Consider the following 17,990-nt stretch of genomic DNA (forward strand, 5'->3'; position numbering starts at 1 on the left):
TTGTAAGCAGTTGTTTGACGATGGTCAGACAGCCAAGGCTCAACAAGAAGACAACACAGACACAGGTTTGAGCCTGGAGGTTATCCCGCGCGATGGCCACAGCATTTCCCGCAGACAGATTAGCGAGAATGCGCTCAAGGTTTTGTACCGCCTGCATAAGTCTGGCTTTCACGCCTATCTGGTTGGTGGCGGCGTACGCGATCTGCTGCTGGGACTGGAGCCGAAAGACTTTGACGTGGTCACCAATGCCACTCCGGAAGAGATCAAGAAGCTGTTTCGCAACTGCCGCCTGGTTGGCCGTCGTTTCCGCCTGGCCCATATCGTCTTTGGCCGGGATGTTATTGAAGTGGCTACCTTCCGCGGCCACCACGGCAACAGCGAAGAGAAGATTTCCAAGGTCAATTCGGCCGGACGACTGCTGCGCGACAATGTTTATGGTGACATAGATGAAGACGCCGAGCGCCGCGACTTTACCGTCAACGCCCTCTATTACAATATTGCCGACTACTCCATTCGCAGCTATGGCGGTGGTATTCATGATCTTAAGGCAAGAACCCTGCGACTGATTGGCGATCCCGAGACCCGTTATCGGGAAGACCCGGTGCGTATGCTGCGGGCCGTGCGCTTTGCCACCAAGCTTGGGATGTCCATCGAAAAACGCACTGCGGCCCCGATCAAGAACCTGGCTCCGCTGCTTAAAGATATTCCGGCGGCGCGTATGTATGAAGAAGTGCTCAAGCTGTTTTTCGCCGGTAAGGCGCTGAACAACTATCAGATGATGCGCGAATATCAACTGTTTGCGCCCATTTTCCCTCTAGTGGAAAGCCTGCTGCGGGACGACCCCAAGGGCCCGGCCGCCAGACTGCTGAGCGAAATGATGCACAACACAGATGTGCGCGTTGGTGAAGACAAGCCTGTGACTCCGGCCTTCTTCTATGCCGCACTCCTTTGGTATCCACTGCAAAACCGCGCCCAGGATATCGCCTTGGAGAGCGGTCTCAGCCCCTATGATGCTTTCTTTGCCGCCATGGGCGATGTGCTCGAACAGCAGTGCCGTTCGGTAAGCATTCCCCGCCGCTTCAGCACTCCGGCGCGGGATATCTGGCAGTTACAGATGCGCTTTGAACGCTCTCAAGGGGGCCGCGCCTTCAAACTGATGGAACATCCCAAGTTCCGCGCCGCCTACGATCTCTTGCTGCTCAGAGCCAATGCCGAAGGCGGCAATCTGGCCAAGCAGGCCAGTTGGTGGCAACAGTTTGTCGAGTCTGATGACGAGCAGAAGCAACAGCTGGTGCGCAGCGGCAGTAAGTCCAACGGCAGCCGCAACCGTAACGCCAATCAACGCCGGCGCCGCAAGCCTCGTCGCCCAAGCGAAAAACCACAGGCGGCCGAGTAAGATGACCGGAGTCTATGTGGCGCTGGGCGCCAACCTGGACTCTCCCGAGCGCCAGCTTGACAGTGCTTGCCTGGCGCTGCAGCAGCTGGCACGGCAAGACAGCTTTCGCGTTTCATCCTACTATCGTTCGGTTCCCATGGGCGATGTTCCCCAGCCGGACTATGTCAACGCGGTGGCCTATTTCGAGACCGAGCTGGCGCCGCTGGAACTCCTTGACGCCTTGCAGGAAATCGAGTTGCAGCAAGGGCGACAACGCCTGGTGCGCTGGGGCCCCAGAACTCTGGATCTGGACCTGTTGCTCTACGGCGATAAGCAGATACAGACCCCAAGGCTCACTGTGCCCCACTACGGCATCAAGAGCCGCGAGTTTGTCCTCATTCCACTGGAAGAGCTCAATCCTTCGCTGGTGTTGCCCTGCGGCACCGGCATAGCCACGCTGATCACCAATGCCATGCGCCAATCGCTGCAACTGATCCACCCCTCAGGCTGAGAACCTGAGCCGGATCGTTGCAGTCCAAAGCCGCATGGCATATAACACCACTTCACTCGGTTAATAAGAAGAGCATTATGTCTAAAATCACCACAGCGACCCTGCGTAAATTCAAGCAGGAAGGTAGAAAATTTACCGCTCTGACCGCTTATGACGCCAGTTTTGCCGCCGCTTTTGACAGCGAAGGTGTAGACGTCCTGCTGGTAGGAGACTCATTGGGAATGGTTCTGCAAGGTCACGATGATACCTTGCCGGTCAGTGTCGAGGAGATGGCCTATCACACCCGTTGTGTTCGCCGCGGCATCAGCCGCAGTTTGTTGATGGCCGACCTGCCCTTCATGAGTTATGCCACTCCCGAGCAGGCGATGACCAATGCTACCAAGCTGATGCAGGCCGGTGCCAACATGGTCAAGATTGAAGGTGGCCAATGGTTGCTGGAAACGGTTTCCATGTTGACCGAGCGCGGCATTCCTGTCTGCGCCCACCTGGGACTGACGCCACAATCGGTGCACGTGTTCGGTGGTTTCAAGGTACAGGGCCGCGATGCCGACAACGCCCAGCGGATCCTGGATGAGGCCAAGGCGCTGGAAGGTGCCGGGGCCCAGTTGTTGGTACTCGAGTGCGTCCCGGCTTCGCTGGCAAAACAGATAACCGAAGCGCTGCAAATTCCAGTGATCGGCATAGGGGCCGGCAAGGATACTGATGGCCAAATTTTGGTGATGCACGATGTACTCGGGATCTCCAGCGGCTATATCCCGCGCTTTTCCAAGAACTACCTTAAGCAGACAGGTGAAATCCGTGAGGCCGTGAAGGCCTATATCGACGAAGTTCAGCAGGGACAATTCCCCGCAGAAGAGCACACCTTTAACTGAGCCGGGGATTCGCCAGATTATGCTGACCACAGCCAAGATAGATGAGATCCGTGCCCGGGTACGGGAATGGCGCCAAAAAGGGGAAACCGTAGCCTTTGTCCCTACCATGGGCAATCTGCACCAGGGACATGTGAGTTTAATCCTCGAAGCCGCGCGCCGCGCCGATCACGTGGTGGCCTCGATTTTTGTCAATCCACTGCAGTTTGGCAAGAATGAGGATCTCGATGCTTATCCCCGCACCCTGGGCGCCGATCAACAGAAACTGACCGAAGCCGGCTGCGAGCTGCTGTTTACCCCAACACCCGAGCTTATCTACCCCAAAGGGCTGGATGCCCAGACCTTTGTGGAAGTCCCCGGGATCTCCGATGAGCTTTGCGGCGCCAGCCGTCCAGGGCACTTTCGCGGGGTCGCGACCATAGTCTGTAAGCTATTCAATATAGTTCAGCCGGACATCGCCCTGTTTGGCCGTAAGGACTACCAGCAGCTTCTGGTGATCAAGACCATGGTGACCGACCTGTCGCTGCCCATCGAGGTCATAGGGGTAGAAACCGTTCGCGAGGATTCCGGCCTGGCACTGAGTTCGCGCAATGGTTATCTCACCGAAGCCGAAAAAGCACTGGCGCCCAAGCTCAAGGCAAGCATGGATAAACTGGCCGAGGCGATTGTACTGGGGCAGGATATCGACCAGGCCATCAGCAATGCCAAGGAGTTCCTGCGCGCCGCCGGGCTTGAGCCCGACTATCTGGAAGTGCGTGAGGCTTCAAGCCTCAAACCCGTGAGCAGCGATGACAAGTCGCTGGTGATCCTGGCCGCCGCTTATCTTGGCAAGGCTCGCCTCATAGACAATATGACGCTGTCACGCTGATATCCTTTCTTTAGGGAGGGGGAAATATTCCCCCTCTTTCTTCCGAAGACCTTTTTCCAGGTCGCCAAAAAAATTTCCTTAGTCAAAAACTGGTCTTCAATAAAGGTTTGAGTCATATTGGTTACACTTGTTTTAGATATGTAACGAAAGGATTCCCGCCCCAATGTTGCCCGGACAGCCCAGACTCTGGCTCTTTGCTGCACTGCTGCTCGCTTCGCAAGTTCAGGCAGGTACCGTCTATAAATGTATCAAAGAGGACAAGGTAGTATTCAGTCAGCTTCCCTGCCCGCAAGCCTTCAAACAGCACAAGATTGAATATCAGTATGGCGTGACTACGGAAACGGCCGAGGGAGAAAGAGTTGATCCGCTGCAATCCCTTTTGGAGAACGACAGCCTGCCAGAAGACAAGCTATTGCAGCGACTGGAAGCCGAAGTCTATCGGCTGCAGCAGGAAAACAGCTATCTGGAAATACTGCGGGCCAGCGAGCTACAAAAGCAGGAGCGGCAACGCTATTGGCAGAAACTGGAGCGGGAAGACCCCGCTTTTGTTGAGCAACGCGGCAAGATAAACGCCCATTTTGATGAGCTCAAACGCGCCAATGATGACAAGATAGCCAAGCTGCAGCAACACAGAAAGTTGCTGCAGCAAAAATCCGAGGCTCAGCCCTGAATCAGCTGCGCAGCCCTATCCCACGGGAGATCAGGTAATAGGCCAGCAACCAGAGACCCGCACAAAACCCCAGCATCACGCCAATGGACAGCGGCACGCTCATATCGGCAAATCCCAGGAAACCATAGCGGAACACGTTGATCATATACACCACAGGGTTCAGCGCCGATACGCCACGCCAAAAGTCAGGCAGCAGCGACAGCGAGTAAAACACCCCGCCAAGATAGGTCAGCGGCGTCAACACAAAGGTGGGGATGATGCTGATATCGTCGAAGCTCTTGGCAAACACAGCATTGATAAGGCCGCCAAGGGCAAACAGCACTGAGGTCAGAAACACTGTGACTATCACCAATCCCAAGTGCTGCACACTGAGATCGACAAAGAACATGGCCACCAGGGTCACTATCAGGCCCACCAGCAATCCACGGGCGACACCGCCACCGACATAGCCGGCTATCATCACATAGTGGGGCACAGGCGCCACTATCAACTCTTCCAGGTTACGTTGGAACTTGGCGCTGAAAAAGGAAGATGCCACATTGGAATAGGAGTTGGTGATCACCGACATCATGATAAGGCCCGGGGCAATAAACTCCATATAGGACACCCCGCCCATCTCACCGATGCGACTGCCCACCAGATTACCGAAGATCAGGAAATACAGTGTCATGGTGATCGCCGGAGGTACCAGCGTCTGTACCCAAATGCGGGTAAAACGGGTAATTTCCTTGATTAAAATACTCTTGAAGGCAACCAGATACAGACCTCTCATGCCTTGCCTCCTTGGGCATTTTCAACCAGTTTCACAAACAACTCCTCCAATCGATTGGCCTTGTTACGCATGGATAGTACCTCAACCCCCTGCTCGCTCAGTAAACCGAAGACGGCGTTCAGGCTGTGGGACTTCACCAAGTCCACTTCCAGGGTCGCCGGATCTGTGAGCCTGACTGTGATATCGCCAAGCTTGGGTACCTCAACAAGCGACTGCTTGATATCCAACACAAAGGTTTCCATATCCAGTTTCGACAGCAGGGATTTCATACTGGTGCACTCCACCAGCACGCCCTTATCGATAATGCCTATGTTGCGGCAGAGCATTTCCGCTTCTTCCAGATAGTGGGTTGTCAGTATAATGGTGACGCCTTCAGCGTTGATTTTTTTGAGAAACTCCCACATGGAGCGCCGCAGTTCTATATCCACCCCGGCGGTGGGCTCATCGAGGATCAAAAGTTTGGGCTCGTGCATCAAGGCCCTGGCTATCATCAAACGCCGCTTCATGCCGCCGGAAAGCTGCCGGGATTGGCTGTTGCGCTTGTCCCAGAGATCCAGTTGCCTGAGGTATTTCTCGGCCCGCTTGTGGGCTTCGGCTCTGGGCACACCGTAATAACCGGCCTGGTTAACCACGATTTGCAGCACTGTCTCGAACTGGTTGAAGTTGAATTCCTGCGGCACCAGGCCGATACACAATTTGGCCTGCTCCAGTTCTTTATCCAGATCATGGCCAAAGACCCGCACACTGCCGCCACTCTTGTGCACCAGCGAGCTTATGATACCGATAGTGGTGGACTTACCGGCACCGTTGGGGCCGAGCAAGGCAAAAAAGTCGCCCTGAGCCACATTCAGGCTAATGCCTTTGACGGCTTCGACACCGCCCTTATAGGTCTTCTTAAGATTGTCCAGCTCCAACGCCAGAGCTTTGGTCGTCATAGATGTTTCTCCTAAAGAGCCTCCAATACCTGAGGTATCGGCAGCGGCCCGGGACGCAAAAAGCAAGACTCCCGCCGTGGCGGGAGTCCGTCTTACTATACAAACAAAGCCGAAATCACAGCTTGCTTACTCCTGCGGGATCACCTTGGCGATATAAGGCAGGTTGCGGTACTGCTCGGCGTAGTCGATACCATAACCGACCACGAATTCATCAGGAATAGTAAAACCGACAAAGTCTACCGGTACGTCGACTTCGCGGCGGTCCGGCTTGTCCAGCAGAGTACAGAGAGTCAGGCTCTTTGGCTCACGCAGCAGCAGCATTTCGCGTACCTTGTTGAGCGTGTTGCCCGAGTCAATCAGATCTTCGACGATCAACACATCACGATCGGCGATTTCCGACTGAACATCTTTGAGTATCTTCACGTCTCTGGAGCTGGTCATGGCATTGCCATAGCTGGAAACAGACATAAAGTCGATCTCTACATGGCCCTTAATCCGACGGCAGAGATCGGCCATAAAGACCACTGAGCCCTTGAGCAGGCCGACCATCAGCAACTTGTCGGCATTGGCATAATGCGCATTGATGCGCTCGGCTAATTCATCCAGTTTCTGGTTGATCTCTTCTGCCGAGATCATCACTTCGGTGGTGTGTTTCATATCACTCTCAATTGTCGATCTCACTGTCTTTGGGTTTGTCATAACCCCAGCGATCCGTTAATGCATGTTCGACACCCAGATGATCCAGGATCCGGGCGACCATGAAGTCTATCAGATCTTCAATGGATTTGGGATGATGATAAAAGCCGGGGGCGGCCGGCATTATGATGGCGCCCAGTTGGCTGAGTTTCAACATATGTTCGAGATGAATGGCGTTGAAAGGTGTCTCTCTGGGCACCAACAACAACTGACCGCGCTCCTTGAGCACTACATCGGCAGCCCGCTCCAGCAGGCTGTTACTCATGCCGGTGGCCACCGCGGCCAGGGTGCCGGTTGAGCAGGGACAGATCACCATCTGCTTTGGCGCCGCCGAGCCGGACGCCGGTGGAGAGAACCACTCATCCTTGCCGAGCACCCTCAGCTCACCGCCTTCGGGAAACAGTTTTCTGAGCTGCTCGGTGGCTTTGTCCGGCGCGCTGCTGAGTTTGAGCCCATATTCCGTTGCCAGCACCACCCGAGCGGCGCTGGACACCATCAGAAAAACCCGAAACTCGGCCTTGAGCAAGCACTCCAGCAGCCTCAGCCCATAGGGCGCCCCGGAGGCGCCGGTCCAGGCGAGGCTGATACTCTTAATCTGCTGATATTTCACGCTTTGACCTCGCCACTTCTGGCTTTAAGGGCCTGGAGCAACTTTTGATGCAGACCGCCAAAGCCGCCATTGCTCATGATCAGCACGGTATCGCCGGGCTTGGCTTCACCACTGACCTTGGCCACTATCTCATCTATGTCGTGCAAAACCTGCACCGGCAGCGGCGCCGCCTGCATGGCCGCGGCAATATCCCAATCGATATTATCCGCCTGATACAACACGGCCTCATCGGCCAGGGCCATAGAGTTGGCCAGTGTGTCTTTATGCACCCCTTGCTTCATGGTGTTGGAGCGGGGCTCGAGCACGACAGTGATTTTGCCCTGGCCCACCTTGGCGCGCATCCCCTGAAGAGTAGTGGCGATTGCCGTTGGGTGATGGGCAAAGTCGTCATAAACGCTGACCTCATCTACGCTGCCCAGCAACTCGAGACGGCGCTTGGGCGGGGTAAAGTCTGCCAGCGCCTTGAGCGCATCTACCGGTAAGACCCCAACATGACGCGCCGCGGCTATCGCCATAGTGGCGTTGTCTATGTTGTGACGCCCAATCAGACCCCAGCTCAAAACGCCCTGGGATTTACCGCGGAAAAATAGCTCAAATTCGTGACCATCGTCTGCCAACATCCTGGCGCTCCAGTCCACCTGGCCGGCTTCATGGCTCAAGGTTTCCTGCTCACTCCAGCAGCCCTTGGCTATCACGCCGGCAACCGCCTGGCTGTCTTGCGGCCAGATCACCCGGCCATCCCCCGGCACGATTCTGAGCAGATGGTGAAACTGCTTCTGTATCGCCTTGAGATCGTCGAAGATGTCGGCATGGTCGAACTCCAGGTTGTTGATCACCAAGGTTCTTGGCTGGTAATGCACAAACTTGGAGCGCTTGTCAAAGAAAGCGCTGTCATATTCGTCGGCCTCGACCACAAAGAAGGGCGACTCGCCCAACCTGGCCGAAATGCCGAAATTCTGCGGCACCCCACCAATCAAAAAGCCAGGTTGATAGCCGCAGGCTTCGAGGATCCAGGCCAACATGCTGGCGGTAGAGGTTTTGCCATGGGTACCGGAAACGGCCAATACCCAACGTTCGGGCAATATATGGTCATGCAGAAACTGCGGACCCGAGGTGTATTTCAGGCCGCGGTTGAGTACGGCTTCCACACAGGGGTTGCCGCGGCTCATGGCATTGCCTATCACCACGAGATCCGGCTCGGGATCCAGCTGTGACGGGTCAAACCCCTGAATAAGGTCTATCCCCTGCTGCTCAAGCTGGGTACTCATGGGTGGGTAAACATTGGCATCGGAGCCGGTGACCTTATGTCCCATGGCGCGAGCCAGCAGCGCCAAGCCCCCCATAAAAGTGCCACAGATCCCCAGAATATGTACGTGCATTAAGGCCATCCTTCTGCAGTGAGTCCGCTCACCCCACGTTGGGCGAGTTTGCATGCCGCTCATTGTACCTATGCCACCGGCAAGACGCGAGAGGCCTCTGCCTGCTGTTCAGTTTTCTCTCATCTTCCCATGACAAATACGATAAATGGGTAGCGGAAATTTCCCAAAACCTGAGCCGATCGCTGGTCAGGACAGAGCCGCGCGTTTAAAATGCCCGCAGCCTACGCAAATGCGATTAGCATCAGGAAAGCAGCATGCAGTTAACGGAAGAACTCCAACATCTCAGGCGCGAGCTTGAAGATCTCAAACTCAAAGAGACTAACCTGGAAATCAGGACAGATATCCGCCTCGACGCGATAGAACAAAGAATCGAGGCGCTGTTTGCGGCCGTCAATCAGCTTGCCGAAGAGCAAGCTAAGCCTTTGGCGCCCAAGGTTGCCGAGCCGTCAGCGATGCCTGGCCCCAATGAGCCTCAGGCCGAGCCAGTAGCCGACTTATCCTCGGAGTCACAGACCCAGCGCCAGGACGCCTGGCAGCGTAAGGCCGATATAAAACCTATCGAGCACACCAAGCCGGCAAGGGCAGAGATGGCTGCAACGCCAGTTGCAGCCAAAGCGCAAACCGCTTCTGAATCCTCCGCAGCGAAACCCTTCGCTTCGAAATCTTCCGCTTCGAGACCCACAGATTCGAAATCCTCCGCCGCCCAAAGAGCATTGCCCCAAACACAAGAGGGTCGAGAGCAGCAGACTCCCAACTGGGGGCGTAAATTTGATCAGGCTGTGGCCGCTTTTTTTGCCGCTATGCTGAGCCCGCTGCTGGGACTCTTCGCACAAGCCAAAGATTTTTATCAGTACTATCAAGCCAAAGGTCAGGGCCCGGTATTTATGATGACCCTGGCCGGGATCATCGCCATGACCCTGGGCTTTGGTTATCTGCTGCAGTATTCCATGAACCACTGGCTGTCGGACACAGGAAAGGCCTTGACCGGCTTTGTCTGCGCCAATGGCATTCTGGCCTTGGGGGCCTTTATCCGCAAACGGCAACGAGCGATGGCCGATTTCGGCTCGGGTCTGGTGGGCCTTGGGCTGATTATCAACTATCTGTGTGCCTATTTTGTCGGTCCCTACTTCGAGCTGGTACCGGATGGCGTCAGCTATCTGCTGCTGTTACTTATCACTGTGGCCGGTTACAGTCTGGCGCTGAAACTGGAAGCCAGAGTCATCAGCATAGTCGCCTTGCTGGGTGGCTCCCTGGCACCACTGATGCTGCTTTCCGGCAGTCAGGCGCCTTTGATGTATCTACCCTTCCTGCTGCTGATTGGTGGCTGCTCTTTACTCTTGAGTCACAAGATACGTTGGCCTGTGCTGCTGGAAACGACAGCCATACTGCACATCGCCTGTATCGAGAGCCTGAGTTTCTTTGTCGAGCTGCCGCTGCAAGGGCAAGGGATAATGGGAGTTCTGGCGCTCATCTCCCTGCATGGCCTCTTCTATGGTTATGGCCTTGGCAGCCTTTGGCTGTTTGGCCGGGAAGGCCTCAGCCACAGACTGCTGGCTCTGCCGGCGGCCTTGCTGGCCTTTTTGGTCTATAGCCTGAGTCAGTTCAGCCCCCATGCCGGCGAGCTGCTGCTGGCCAACGCCGCCGTGCTTATCGGCCTGTCGCTCTGGCTTAAACAAGACAAACAGTTGCAGACGCTATTGTGGCTGGCGACCGGTGCCTGTCTCGGTTTTGCCGCGCTCAGCCTGCTCAGTGGTGAGCTGCTGGGGCTGGTGTTACTGCTCGAAGCCTTGCTGTTGATGTGGCTAGGTTGCCGTGAGCAGCAAGCCTCGCTGCGAATCGAGGCCATCACCCTGCTGGCTCTTGGACTGGTCATCAACCTGTTGGCCCTTGGCGATATGATCAATGAAGCGCCGGCGCTCTTGTCACTGCCGCTGCTGGCTTGGGGGCTAAGCACGCTTACGCTGTTTGGCTTTAACCAACTGCTGGGCAAACAGCCCGAGCTCAGCCGCTGGGAGCAACAACTGCTGCAGCTGGGACGCGAGCTTGCCAACGTGCTGCTGGTGTCTTTAGCCCTGGTTAGCGCCTGGCTGATAAGTGAAAGCTACTTCCTGGTGATAATTCCCGGATTGAGTCTGACCTTGCTGCTACTCGCACGCAGGCAACAACTCAGGGTCAGCGAGGCCTTGGCCTGGGCCTTGTTGTTACCGCTGGCGGCTCAGGTCATCTTCGCCGCCGTGGATGTGCATAGCCTGAGTTTCCGCGCTCAGCCGCTGTATGCGCAAATCGCCAGGGTAGAGCTGTTCCTCTGTCTGTTACTGGCCTGGTATGCATACCGGCGCTTCCATCCCAAGGGCGAACTTAGGCGTTTGGCCTGGTACGCTCGCCTGGCCTGCCTGGTGCTCTTGCCACTGCTGTGGCTGCCCAAAATCGCCCTTCGCTTTGAAGATTGGCTGGCCCCGGTCTTGTGGTTATCCTGCTTTGTCAGCTTAGTATTGGCCCGCAAGTTCAGGCAGCCGATACTGAAACGCGAAGCGGATGTACTGCTGGTGCTGGCTATAGCCCAAACCGCTTTAGCCTGCCTTACAGGACAATGGCCTGGGCTTATCGCACTGCTGCTGGGCAGTATCTATTCCGGTCTGTTGCTGTGGCGCTATCCATCCTTGCCAAGGCTCTGGCAAGGCCCCTGCCGACTCGGCTGGCAGTTGTCACCCTTCTATGGCGCCCTGCTGCTGGCGGTGGTCAGCCACAGCCTGGAGGTATTGTTCAGCCACACGTTGGCACTTAGCAGTGTGGTGCTAAGCGGCTACTTCTTTATCCTGCTCAGCCGCAAACCGCTCAAGGCCCTGCGCCCGGGTTACCCCTTTGCCTTTGCCAGCTTCTTTATCGCCTTGCTGCTGCCCTGGATTACCTGGCTCGACAGCCTGCAATATTTGCAGCTCGATGTCCTGACCCGGCCCTCTGAACCTTGGCTGATGGCGCTGGCACAAGCTTGCAACCTGGCCTTGCTGGCGCTGTTTATCCGTAAACGGCCATTGGCCATGAGACGCTATCGTCAGCAGTTGCCGACCAATATGGTGTTTATCGCCTGGCATGCCCTGTTGCTGCTGGCCTATCTGCCACTGGCCTACCAGATGCCAACCGGATTCGATGCCACCTTAAGCACAGTGCTCATGGTGTCCCACGGCTGCTGGCTGATGTTCCTCAGCCTGCGTCCCGGCTGTCAGATTATGCTCAAACTGGCCGCAGGTCTGTTTGCCATCAGTTGCCTCAAGGTATTGCTGCTGGATATGGCCGCCGCCGATCTGCTGCAAAAGATCATCGTCTTCATGCTGATTGGTGCCTTGCTGCTCGGGGTGGCTTACTTCTACCAGAAGTCCAGAGCCCGGCTGTCACAATAAACCAACTCAAAGGCGCCTGCGGGCGCCTTTGGGATAGGTCTGACAGCTATAGATTGAAGGTTTTGCTAGAATGGCGGCCTCTTACTCCATCCTTGGTGATTTATGAAACTGACCCACATAGCCCTATTTTCCCTGGCTCTGTTTTCGCTCCCCGCCCTGGCCGGTGGTCATTGCGCCAAAAAAGAAGCCGAAATCGAAAAGCAGATCTCTTATGCCAAAGAGCATAACAACAGCCACAGAGTACGGAGGCTGGAAACGGCGCTGGCCGAAGTCCGTGCCCACTGCACTGAGGCCGGTGAAATCAAAAAACAGCAAGATTCACGCGATGAATTGGCAAACAAGATCCGTGACAAGCAGGATGATATTCGCGAGTTACGTGAAGAGCTGGCCGAAGAGCGCGCCGAACTGAAGGCCGATATCGCCGAGGCCGAGCGCAAGGGCAAAGTCGATAAGGTCGCCAAATATCAGCGAGAACTGGCCGAGGAAGAGGCTAAAACAGCCGCCAAGATCAGCGCCAAAGAGGCTGAAATACGTGCATTGAAGTCCGAGCTGGACGCCAGATAAGTATTAGCCCCGCTTGACGGGGCTTTTTGATGATGTCATCAAGCCTGGGAGGCTTCCAGCGCCTGGGCCACATCGCTGATGATGTCGTCTATATGCTCAATTCCCACAGAGATCCGGAGCAGATCTTCACTCACCCCGGCGCGAGCCAACTCCTCGGCGTTGAGCTGCCTGTGGGTCGTGGTGGCAGGGTGACAGGCCAGTGACTTGGCATCGCCTATATTCACCAGACGCAAGATCATCTGCAGCGCATCGATAAAGCGCCCGCCGGCCTCTTTGCCCCCCTTGATACCAAAGCTGATAATGCCGGACGCCTTACCCGAGGTGATTTTGTCGCAATTGGCCTTATAAGGGCTGTCTGCCAGGGCGCCATAATTGACCCAGTTAACCAGCGGGTGGGACTGCAGGTAACTTGCCAGCGCCTCGGCATTACTGCAGTGGCGCTCCATCCTCAGGCTCAAGGTCTCCAGCCCCTGCAGCAGTAAAAAGGCGCTGTGTGGTGATAGAGCCGCGCCGGTATTACGCAGAGGCACCACCCGGCAACGGCCGATATAAGCCGCCGCGCCGAAGGCTTCGGTATACACCACCCCATGGTAGGAGGGGTCCGGCTGATTGAGCACCGCAAATCTGTGTTTATTGGCGACCCAGTCAAACTTGCCCGAATCGATGATCACCCCGCCCACTGTGGTGCCGTGGCCACCGACATACTTGGTGAGCGAGTGGACGACGATATCGGCGCCATGTTCGAAGGGGCGGCACAGCACAGGGGTCGCCACAGTGTTATCCACCACCAAGGGCACACCATGTTTGTGGGCAATTTCTGCCAGACGCGCGATATCGACAATATTGCCGGCGGGGTTGCCTATGGATTCACAAAATACCGCCTTGGTACGTTCATCAATAAGCGACTCCAGGGTATCGAAGTCATCGAACGACGCCATGCGCACCTCAACCCCCTGGCGCGGCAGAGTATGGGCGAACAGGTTATAGGTGCCGCCGTAGAGCTGGCTGCTGCTGACTATGTTGTCGCCCACTTCCGTCAGCGCCTGCAGCGCATAAGTGATGGCCGCCATTCCAGAAGCCAGCGCCAGCGCGCCAATGCCGCCTTCGATGGCCGCCATTCTGGCTTCGAGCACGGCGTTGGTGGGGTTCATGATGCGACTGTAAATATTGCCGGGCACCTTGAGGTCAAACAGATCGGCGCCGTGTTGAGTATCGTCGAAAGTATAGGACGTCGTCTGATAGATGGGCACCGCCGCCGACTTGGTGGTGGCTTCCGATTCATAACCATGGTGCAACGCCAGGGATTCCAGTTTCATCTCGCGCTCCTTGATGACAGATAATGCTGACTGAATGAGCAATCAAACTAACAGATAGACATCTGGATGTCCAAATAAAAAGAAACCACCCCTGAGGGTGGTTCTTGCCAGGCGCGATTAGCTGCCTGTTATGGCTTGGCCTTGAAGCTCGCCAACCAACCCACTATCGCGCCGCCCAGGCCGATGGCAAACACTGAATAGGCAATGATGCAATAGTGAGCCATATTCATGCCAAACAGTGACCAGTCATCTTCACCACAGCCGCCGGTAGGAGCGAACTCAAATGGCAGCCACTTATCCAGCGGCAAGCCCAGAGGGAAGTGCGGCTCGGTGGAGCAGGCAGAGCCTGCCGCCGAACCTGCCTCGGCGAAGAAGTCCATCGACTCATCCACTACCAGGTGCGCGGCGTCGTGGATATTCATCAGTTGAATCGACCAGGCCATTCCCTGAATCACGCCGTAGAGTGCCAGGGCAACACCCAAGGCCTTGAGCACGTGGTTCTTCGGATTGATCAATATGATGGCACCGGCCAGCACTATGCAGCATTGGCTGAAGCGTATGTAGACGCACAGCTCACAGGGATCCATCTCCAGAAACACCTGAAAGTAGCCCATGGCGGAAGCCAGCAAAAATACCGCCGCGCCCAGCATTATGCTCCAGAGTATTCGCCCCTGTTGCCAGCGGGCCAAAGTCGGGACAGGCGCCTGGGTAAATTCCCGAAAAAGCGAACTCAATTTATTCATCCGTCCCTCCTACTTGGCAGCCAGTTCGGCCACCAGTTCATCGAGCATCTGCATGCTGCGAATAGACTTGGTGTTAATCAAGTACTTGCCATTGACCACCAGTGCCGGGATCCCCTGGATCTTGGCGACTTCCACACCTCTGTCCCATTTGCTCAAGAGTTGTTGCACCTCAGGGCTATTCTTGGCCGCTTCAAAACCGGCGCGATCCAGGCCGGCTGCTTGGAGGCCAAAGTCGATGGCTTCATCGGCGGAAGCAAAGCGGGCCTTGTCATCGTGATACTTCTTGTACAGTGCCATCTTGGCGGCCTTGAAAGCCTGTTCGGATTGGGTTTGAGCATAGGCCAACACCCAAGCCTTTTCCTTGCCAAGGGGCGGCTTGGTGGTGATGTGATAATCATCGAAGGTCACCCCCTTGGGCAGGTTTTTCACCATGCCGGGGATCACTGACTTGTCGTACTTGTAGCAGAAGGGGCAGTTGACCGAATACACCTTCACCACTTGGTTGGGTGCATCAAAGCTGGCGGCCCCCAGCAGTTGATAATGCTCGCCTTCGTTATATTTGGCAGCGGAAACAGAGCAGGACAATAACAGGGCACCCAGTGCCAACAGACTTTTCTTCATCATGATACGGACTCCAAATGGGCGGCAGCCCGGCTGCCGCCACAAACACAATTAACGATTGAACATGCTTTCAGGGTGAACCACGGTAGAGCGATAGCCAGGCTCATGTTTCATCAGGGTCTTCACCTTGATTTCGACCTTGACCTCATTGGTCTTGGGATCCACCTCGGTGATCCAATGCTCGGGAGCCTTATCCCCTTCCAGCAGCCCGGCCGAAGCCGAGGCCATGAACATAGTCTTGTGATCCGCTTGCCACTCTGTGATGGAAGTGATTGGGCTATACCACTCGTACCCCCGCTCTTTGCCGTACTCCCAGGTCTGCTGCACTGTCATCTTGCCCATGTCGACCTTGTACTCGACGCCACGGGAATACTTCATGGTCGGCAGCGCGGGTTGTTCCAAACCGCGGCCATCACCGTTGTCAAACACTGTGACTGTGCCCCTGTCCGGTACCGGCCAGGCGGTGTGCTGAGTCCAGGTCCAGTCAAAGTTGCCTTCGCAGCCCTTGGCGTCACACTTGAGTGCCCGACCTTTGGTATCAACGGGTTTCAGCACCTTGGAGGCCAGTTCTCCTTTCCAGCCTTCGGGAGTGCCCAGGATCCACTTGACCTTGTTATCACGGCCAACCTTGATCACCGCAGACTGGTGGCGCGAGCTGACGATGATGCTGTCATCGGCCGGGTCATAACCTATGGAGTTGATATGCAGCCAGTTGCGGCCGGTTCCGACCCCGGCAACATCGCCGTAGGGTTCGCTGGCCAGCTCTTCGGCGGTCTTGGTTTCACCGGCCTTGGAGACATCCACGTTCAGACAGACAGCACCCATATCCAATGACTTGAGCACAGTGTCACGCATAGGGTCGAGTATCTTGTTGAAGTCCCAGACCTTAACGACATCACCGTTCTGATCCACTTCAATCACATGGTCGCGCACTGTATCGACCTTGAGGCCATCCGGCGTGACATAATCACGCTTTCCCACCCTCAGCAGCAGGTGGCCATTGGGCATTTCGGTGATCTCATGGGAGAAACCATTGAACCCCCGCGGGAGTTCGCGTTTGAAGATAGGCTTGCCGATAAAGTCATACTTGGCGTAGTAAGGCACCTGGAACCCTTGATGCAACTCAAACATCAGCCCCTGGCCAAAGATCAGCTTGCCATCACGGGTCTGCTTGAAAGACATGGAGCCGCCCGGACGGTCATAGATGACATCGCTGTTCAGATGCCAACGCACATCGCCGTTGGTATCTATGATGTTCTGGGTCGGGATCCAGTCCCAGTGGTCACGGATATTGGGCGGGATCACCTGCCCATCAACCAGATAGAATCTGTCTTCAAAGCCTTTGGCGACTTTGACCGGCTCATACTCGTACTGGGTGCGGGCATTGCCATCGATATGCAGGTGAGGCAATGCGCTGGTGCGGATCTTGTATTCCTCGGTCACTGGCTTACCGGCCAGTTTGTAGCTGACCTCAACCCGGTTCAAATAATCGGGATAGAGGCCAAATACCGGAATACCGCTGTGGGTGTTGAGTTGAGTCAGTCCCACAGGGTACTGAATATCAATCCCTTTCTTTCCCTTGCCTTTTACTTTGACCTTGACATCACTGATGGACTTGCCACCGAGATCTATCACCGCCACCAAAGGGCTGAACTTATATGGATCCACATAGACATAACCCAACTGCCCCTGAGGTACGGCGCTGGAACTGGTACCTGGCAGATCGCCACCGGCAATCACCTGGGTTGAGAAACCCGTCAATGTCAGACTGGATGCCGCCAACATCAAATAACACAGTCTCTTCATTTTCATCTTGTTACCTTCCAATTAGAGTTGATATTGCAGGGAATAAAAAATAGCGTCGTGATATCCTTGTTTTCCTAAGTTATTTTCCGCATACCGATAACTCAGGATAAAACTCAGATTTTTAGTAAAAGACCAATTAACAGATAAAGCTCCATTAAAACCAAAATCCTTTCCATCACCAGATAAAACTAAATAATCATCTTCGCGATTAAAAAAGTGCTCTTGCCACCAGGTTAATTTAAAGTCTTGCTTAAATAGATTTAGCTTATGGCTTGCCAAGAAATAAAAATAGCCACCGTTAAAACCACCTTCATAATTGGCATCAAAACTTTTATAAGTGGCATCGACAAAATGTCCGGCCAGAGCAACCTGCAGATAGGTGTCGCCATAACTTTTGTCCCAGCTCAGTCCCAACATGGTGTTGGTTTCGCCCCAACTGGGTTTACTCTTGTCAAACACTTGGCCGTAGAGGTTCCAATCTGTTTCCCCTAAGTTAATCTGACCGATCACATTGATCTCTGTACCGTAGTAAGCCCCATCGTCCGGATCTTCCCACTTTACATGGCCATAAATATCACCATAGTCGTTGGCAACGGCACCTTTCAGAGTGATAAAAGGATTATTGTCTTTGGCCTCGCCAAAATAATCAGATGCCTTGGATTGCCAATCCATCATCCCGGCTTCGACCGCCAACATAGCCGCCTGACAGTTGCCACCAAGACAGACAGAGATAATTAATGGGCATAACAATTTATTGTTCATATTCAATCCTTCCTTCCCGACTCAAGTTAATTATTTACAGAAGCAGAAATGAATAGGTGAACTGAATCACAGGAAAATAGAGCTTTTATCTTTTT

General features: G+C 55.0%; 17 protein-coding genes. 7 read left to right on the plus strand and 10 right to left on the minus strand.

Going from position 1 to position 17,990, the window contains the following annotated elements; translation table 11 throughout:
* Nucleotides 1-10 precede the first annotated feature (10 nt).
* The 5 genes from pcnB (at nucleotide 11) to N512_RS0109465 (ending at nucleotide 4,293) form a co-directional block, all read left to right on the plus strand.
* Entirely contained in the window at nucleotides 11-1,396 is a 1,386-nt protein-coding gene (pcnB, locus tag N512_RS0109445; RefSeq protein ID WP_443018268.1) for a polynucleotide adenylyltransferase PcnB, read from the plus strand.
* 1 nt (nucleotide 1,397) lies between these two features.
* A complete protein-coding gene (folK, locus tag N512_RS0109450) occupies nucleotides 1,398-1,886 on the plus strand; it encodes a 2-amino-4-hydroxy-6-hydroxymethyldihydropteridine diphosphokinase (protein WP_028780164.1) in 489 nt (162 codons plus the stop codon).
* A gap of 77 nt (nucleotides 1,887-1,963) precedes the next feature.
* Nucleotides 1,964-2,758 carry a 3-methyl-2-oxobutanoate hydroxymethyltransferase gene (panB, locus tag N512_RS0109455; RefSeq protein WP_028780165.1) on the plus strand — a complete coding sequence of 265 codons (795 nt, stop codon included), beginning with the start codon at nucleotides 1,964-1,966 and terminating at the stop codon, nucleotides 2,756-2,758.
* A gap of 19 nt (nucleotides 2,759-2,777) precedes the next feature.
* Entirely contained in the window at nucleotides 2,778-3,623 is an 846-nt protein-coding gene (gene panC, locus N512_RS0109460; protein WP_028780166.1) for a pantoate--beta-alanine ligase, read from the plus strand.
* Between the two features lie 163 nt (nucleotides 3,624-3,786).
* A complete protein-coding gene (locus N512_RS0109465; RefSeq protein WP_051472735.1) occupies nucleotides 3,787-4,293 on the plus strand; it encodes a DUF4124 domain-containing protein in 507 nt (168 codons plus the stop codon).
* Between the two features lies 1 nt (nucleotide 4,294).
* Here N512_RS0109465 and N512_RS0109470 read toward each other — a convergent pair whose 3' ends face one another.
* The 5 genes from N512_RS0109470 to mpl form a co-directional block, all read right to left on the minus strand.
* Entirely contained in the window at nucleotides 4,295-5,065 is a 771-nt protein-coding gene (locus N512_RS0109470; RefSeq protein WP_025010045.1) for an ABC transporter permease, read from the minus strand.
* Nucleotides 5,062-6,000 (minus strand): ABC transporter ATP-binding protein, encoded by a 939-nt coding sequence (locus N512_RS0109475; RefSeq protein WP_028780168.1) that lies wholly within the window; start codon nucleotides 5,998-6,000, stop codon nucleotides 5,062-5,064. The genes N512_RS0109470 and N512_RS0109475 overlap by 4 nt, the downstream gene beginning before the upstream one ends.
* Nucleotides 6,001-6,126: 126 nt before the next feature.
* Nucleotides 6,127-6,657, minus strand: a complete 531-nt coding sequence (gene hpt / locus N512_RS0109480; protein ID WP_025010043.1) for a hypoxanthine phosphoribosyltransferase — start codon at nucleotides 6,655-6,657, stop codon at nucleotides 6,127-6,129.
* A gap of 7 nt (nucleotides 6,658-6,664) precedes the next feature.
* Entirely contained in the window at nucleotides 6,665-7,306 is a 642-nt protein-coding gene (locus tag N512_RS0109485) for a flavin prenyltransferase UbiX (RefSeq protein ID WP_028780169.1), read from the minus strand.
* A complete protein-coding gene (mpl, locus tag N512_RS0109490) occupies nucleotides 7,303-8,685 on the minus strand; it encodes a UDP-N-acetylmuramate:L-alanyl-gamma-D-glutamyl-meso-diaminopimelate ligase (protein WP_028780170.1) in 1,383 nt (460 codons plus the stop codon). Before mpl ends, N512_RS0109485 begins: the two co-directional genes overlap by 4 nt.
* Before the next feature lie 254 nt (nucleotides 8,686-8,939).
* Between mpl and N512_RS0109495 the strand changes: the two genes are divergently transcribed.
* Together N512_RS0109495 and N512_RS22690 are read left to right on the plus strand one after the other, a co-directional pair.
* Nucleotides 8,940-12,083 carry a DUF2339 domain-containing protein gene (locus N512_RS0109495; RefSeq protein ID WP_028780171.1) on the plus strand — a complete coding sequence of 1,048 codons (3,144 nt, stop codon included), beginning with the start codon at nucleotides 8,940-8,942 and terminating at the stop codon, nucleotides 12,081-12,083.
* Nucleotides 12,084-12,185: 102 nt separating this feature from the next.
* Complete coding sequence (locus tag N512_RS22690) at nucleotides 12,186-12,647, plus strand: DUF1090 domain-containing protein (RefSeq protein ID WP_051472736.1); 462 nt, start codon at nucleotides 12,186-12,188, stop codon at nucleotides 12,645-12,647.
* A 38-nt stretch (nucleotides 12,648-12,685) separates the two neighbouring features.
* On the opposite strand, the gene N512_RS0109505 is transcribed toward N512_RS22690, so the two are convergent.
* The 5 genes from N512_RS0109505 to N512_RS0109525 all read right to left on the minus strand — a co-directional run bounded on the left by N512_RS0109505 (nucleotide 12,686) and on the right by N512_RS0109525 (nucleotide 17,895).
* A complete protein-coding gene (locus N512_RS0109505; protein ID WP_028780172.1) occupies nucleotides 12,686-13,963 on the minus strand; it encodes an O-acetylhomoserine aminocarboxypropyltransferase/cysteine synthase family protein in 1,278 nt (425 codons plus the stop codon).
* Nucleotides 13,964-14,091: 128 nt separating this feature from the next.
* Complete coding sequence (locus tag N512_RS0109510; RefSeq protein ID WP_025010038.1) at nucleotides 14,092-14,706, minus strand: disulfide bond formation protein B; 615 nt, start codon at nucleotides 14,704-14,706, stop codon at nucleotides 14,092-14,094.
* A gap of 9 nt (nucleotides 14,707-14,715) precedes the next feature.
* Nucleotides 14,716-15,330, minus strand: coding sequence for a thiol:disulfide interchange protein DsbA/DsbL (locus N512_RS0109515; protein WP_231473558.1), 615 nt, complete (start codon nucleotides 15,328-15,330; stop codon nucleotides 14,716-14,718).
* A 48-nt stretch (nucleotides 15,331-15,378) separates the two neighbouring features.
* Nucleotides 15,379-17,139 (minus strand): aryl-sulfate sulfotransferase, encoded by a 1,761-nt coding sequence (locus N512_RS0109520; RefSeq protein WP_025010036.1) that lies wholly within the window; start codon nucleotides 17,137-17,139, stop codon nucleotides 15,379-15,381.
* A gap of 15 nt (nucleotides 17,140-17,154) precedes the next feature.
* Nucleotides 17,155-17,895 (minus strand): hypothetical protein, encoded by a 741-nt coding sequence (locus N512_RS0109525; protein WP_028780174.1) that lies wholly within the window; start codon nucleotides 17,893-17,895, stop codon nucleotides 17,155-17,157.
* Nucleotides 17,896-17,990 lie beyond the last annotated feature (95 nt).

The organism is Shewanella sp. 38A_GOM-205m (assembly GCF_000518445.1).
Lineage (GTDB): Bacteria > Pseudomonadota > Gammaproteobacteria > Enterobacterales > Shewanellaceae > Shewanella > Shewanella algae.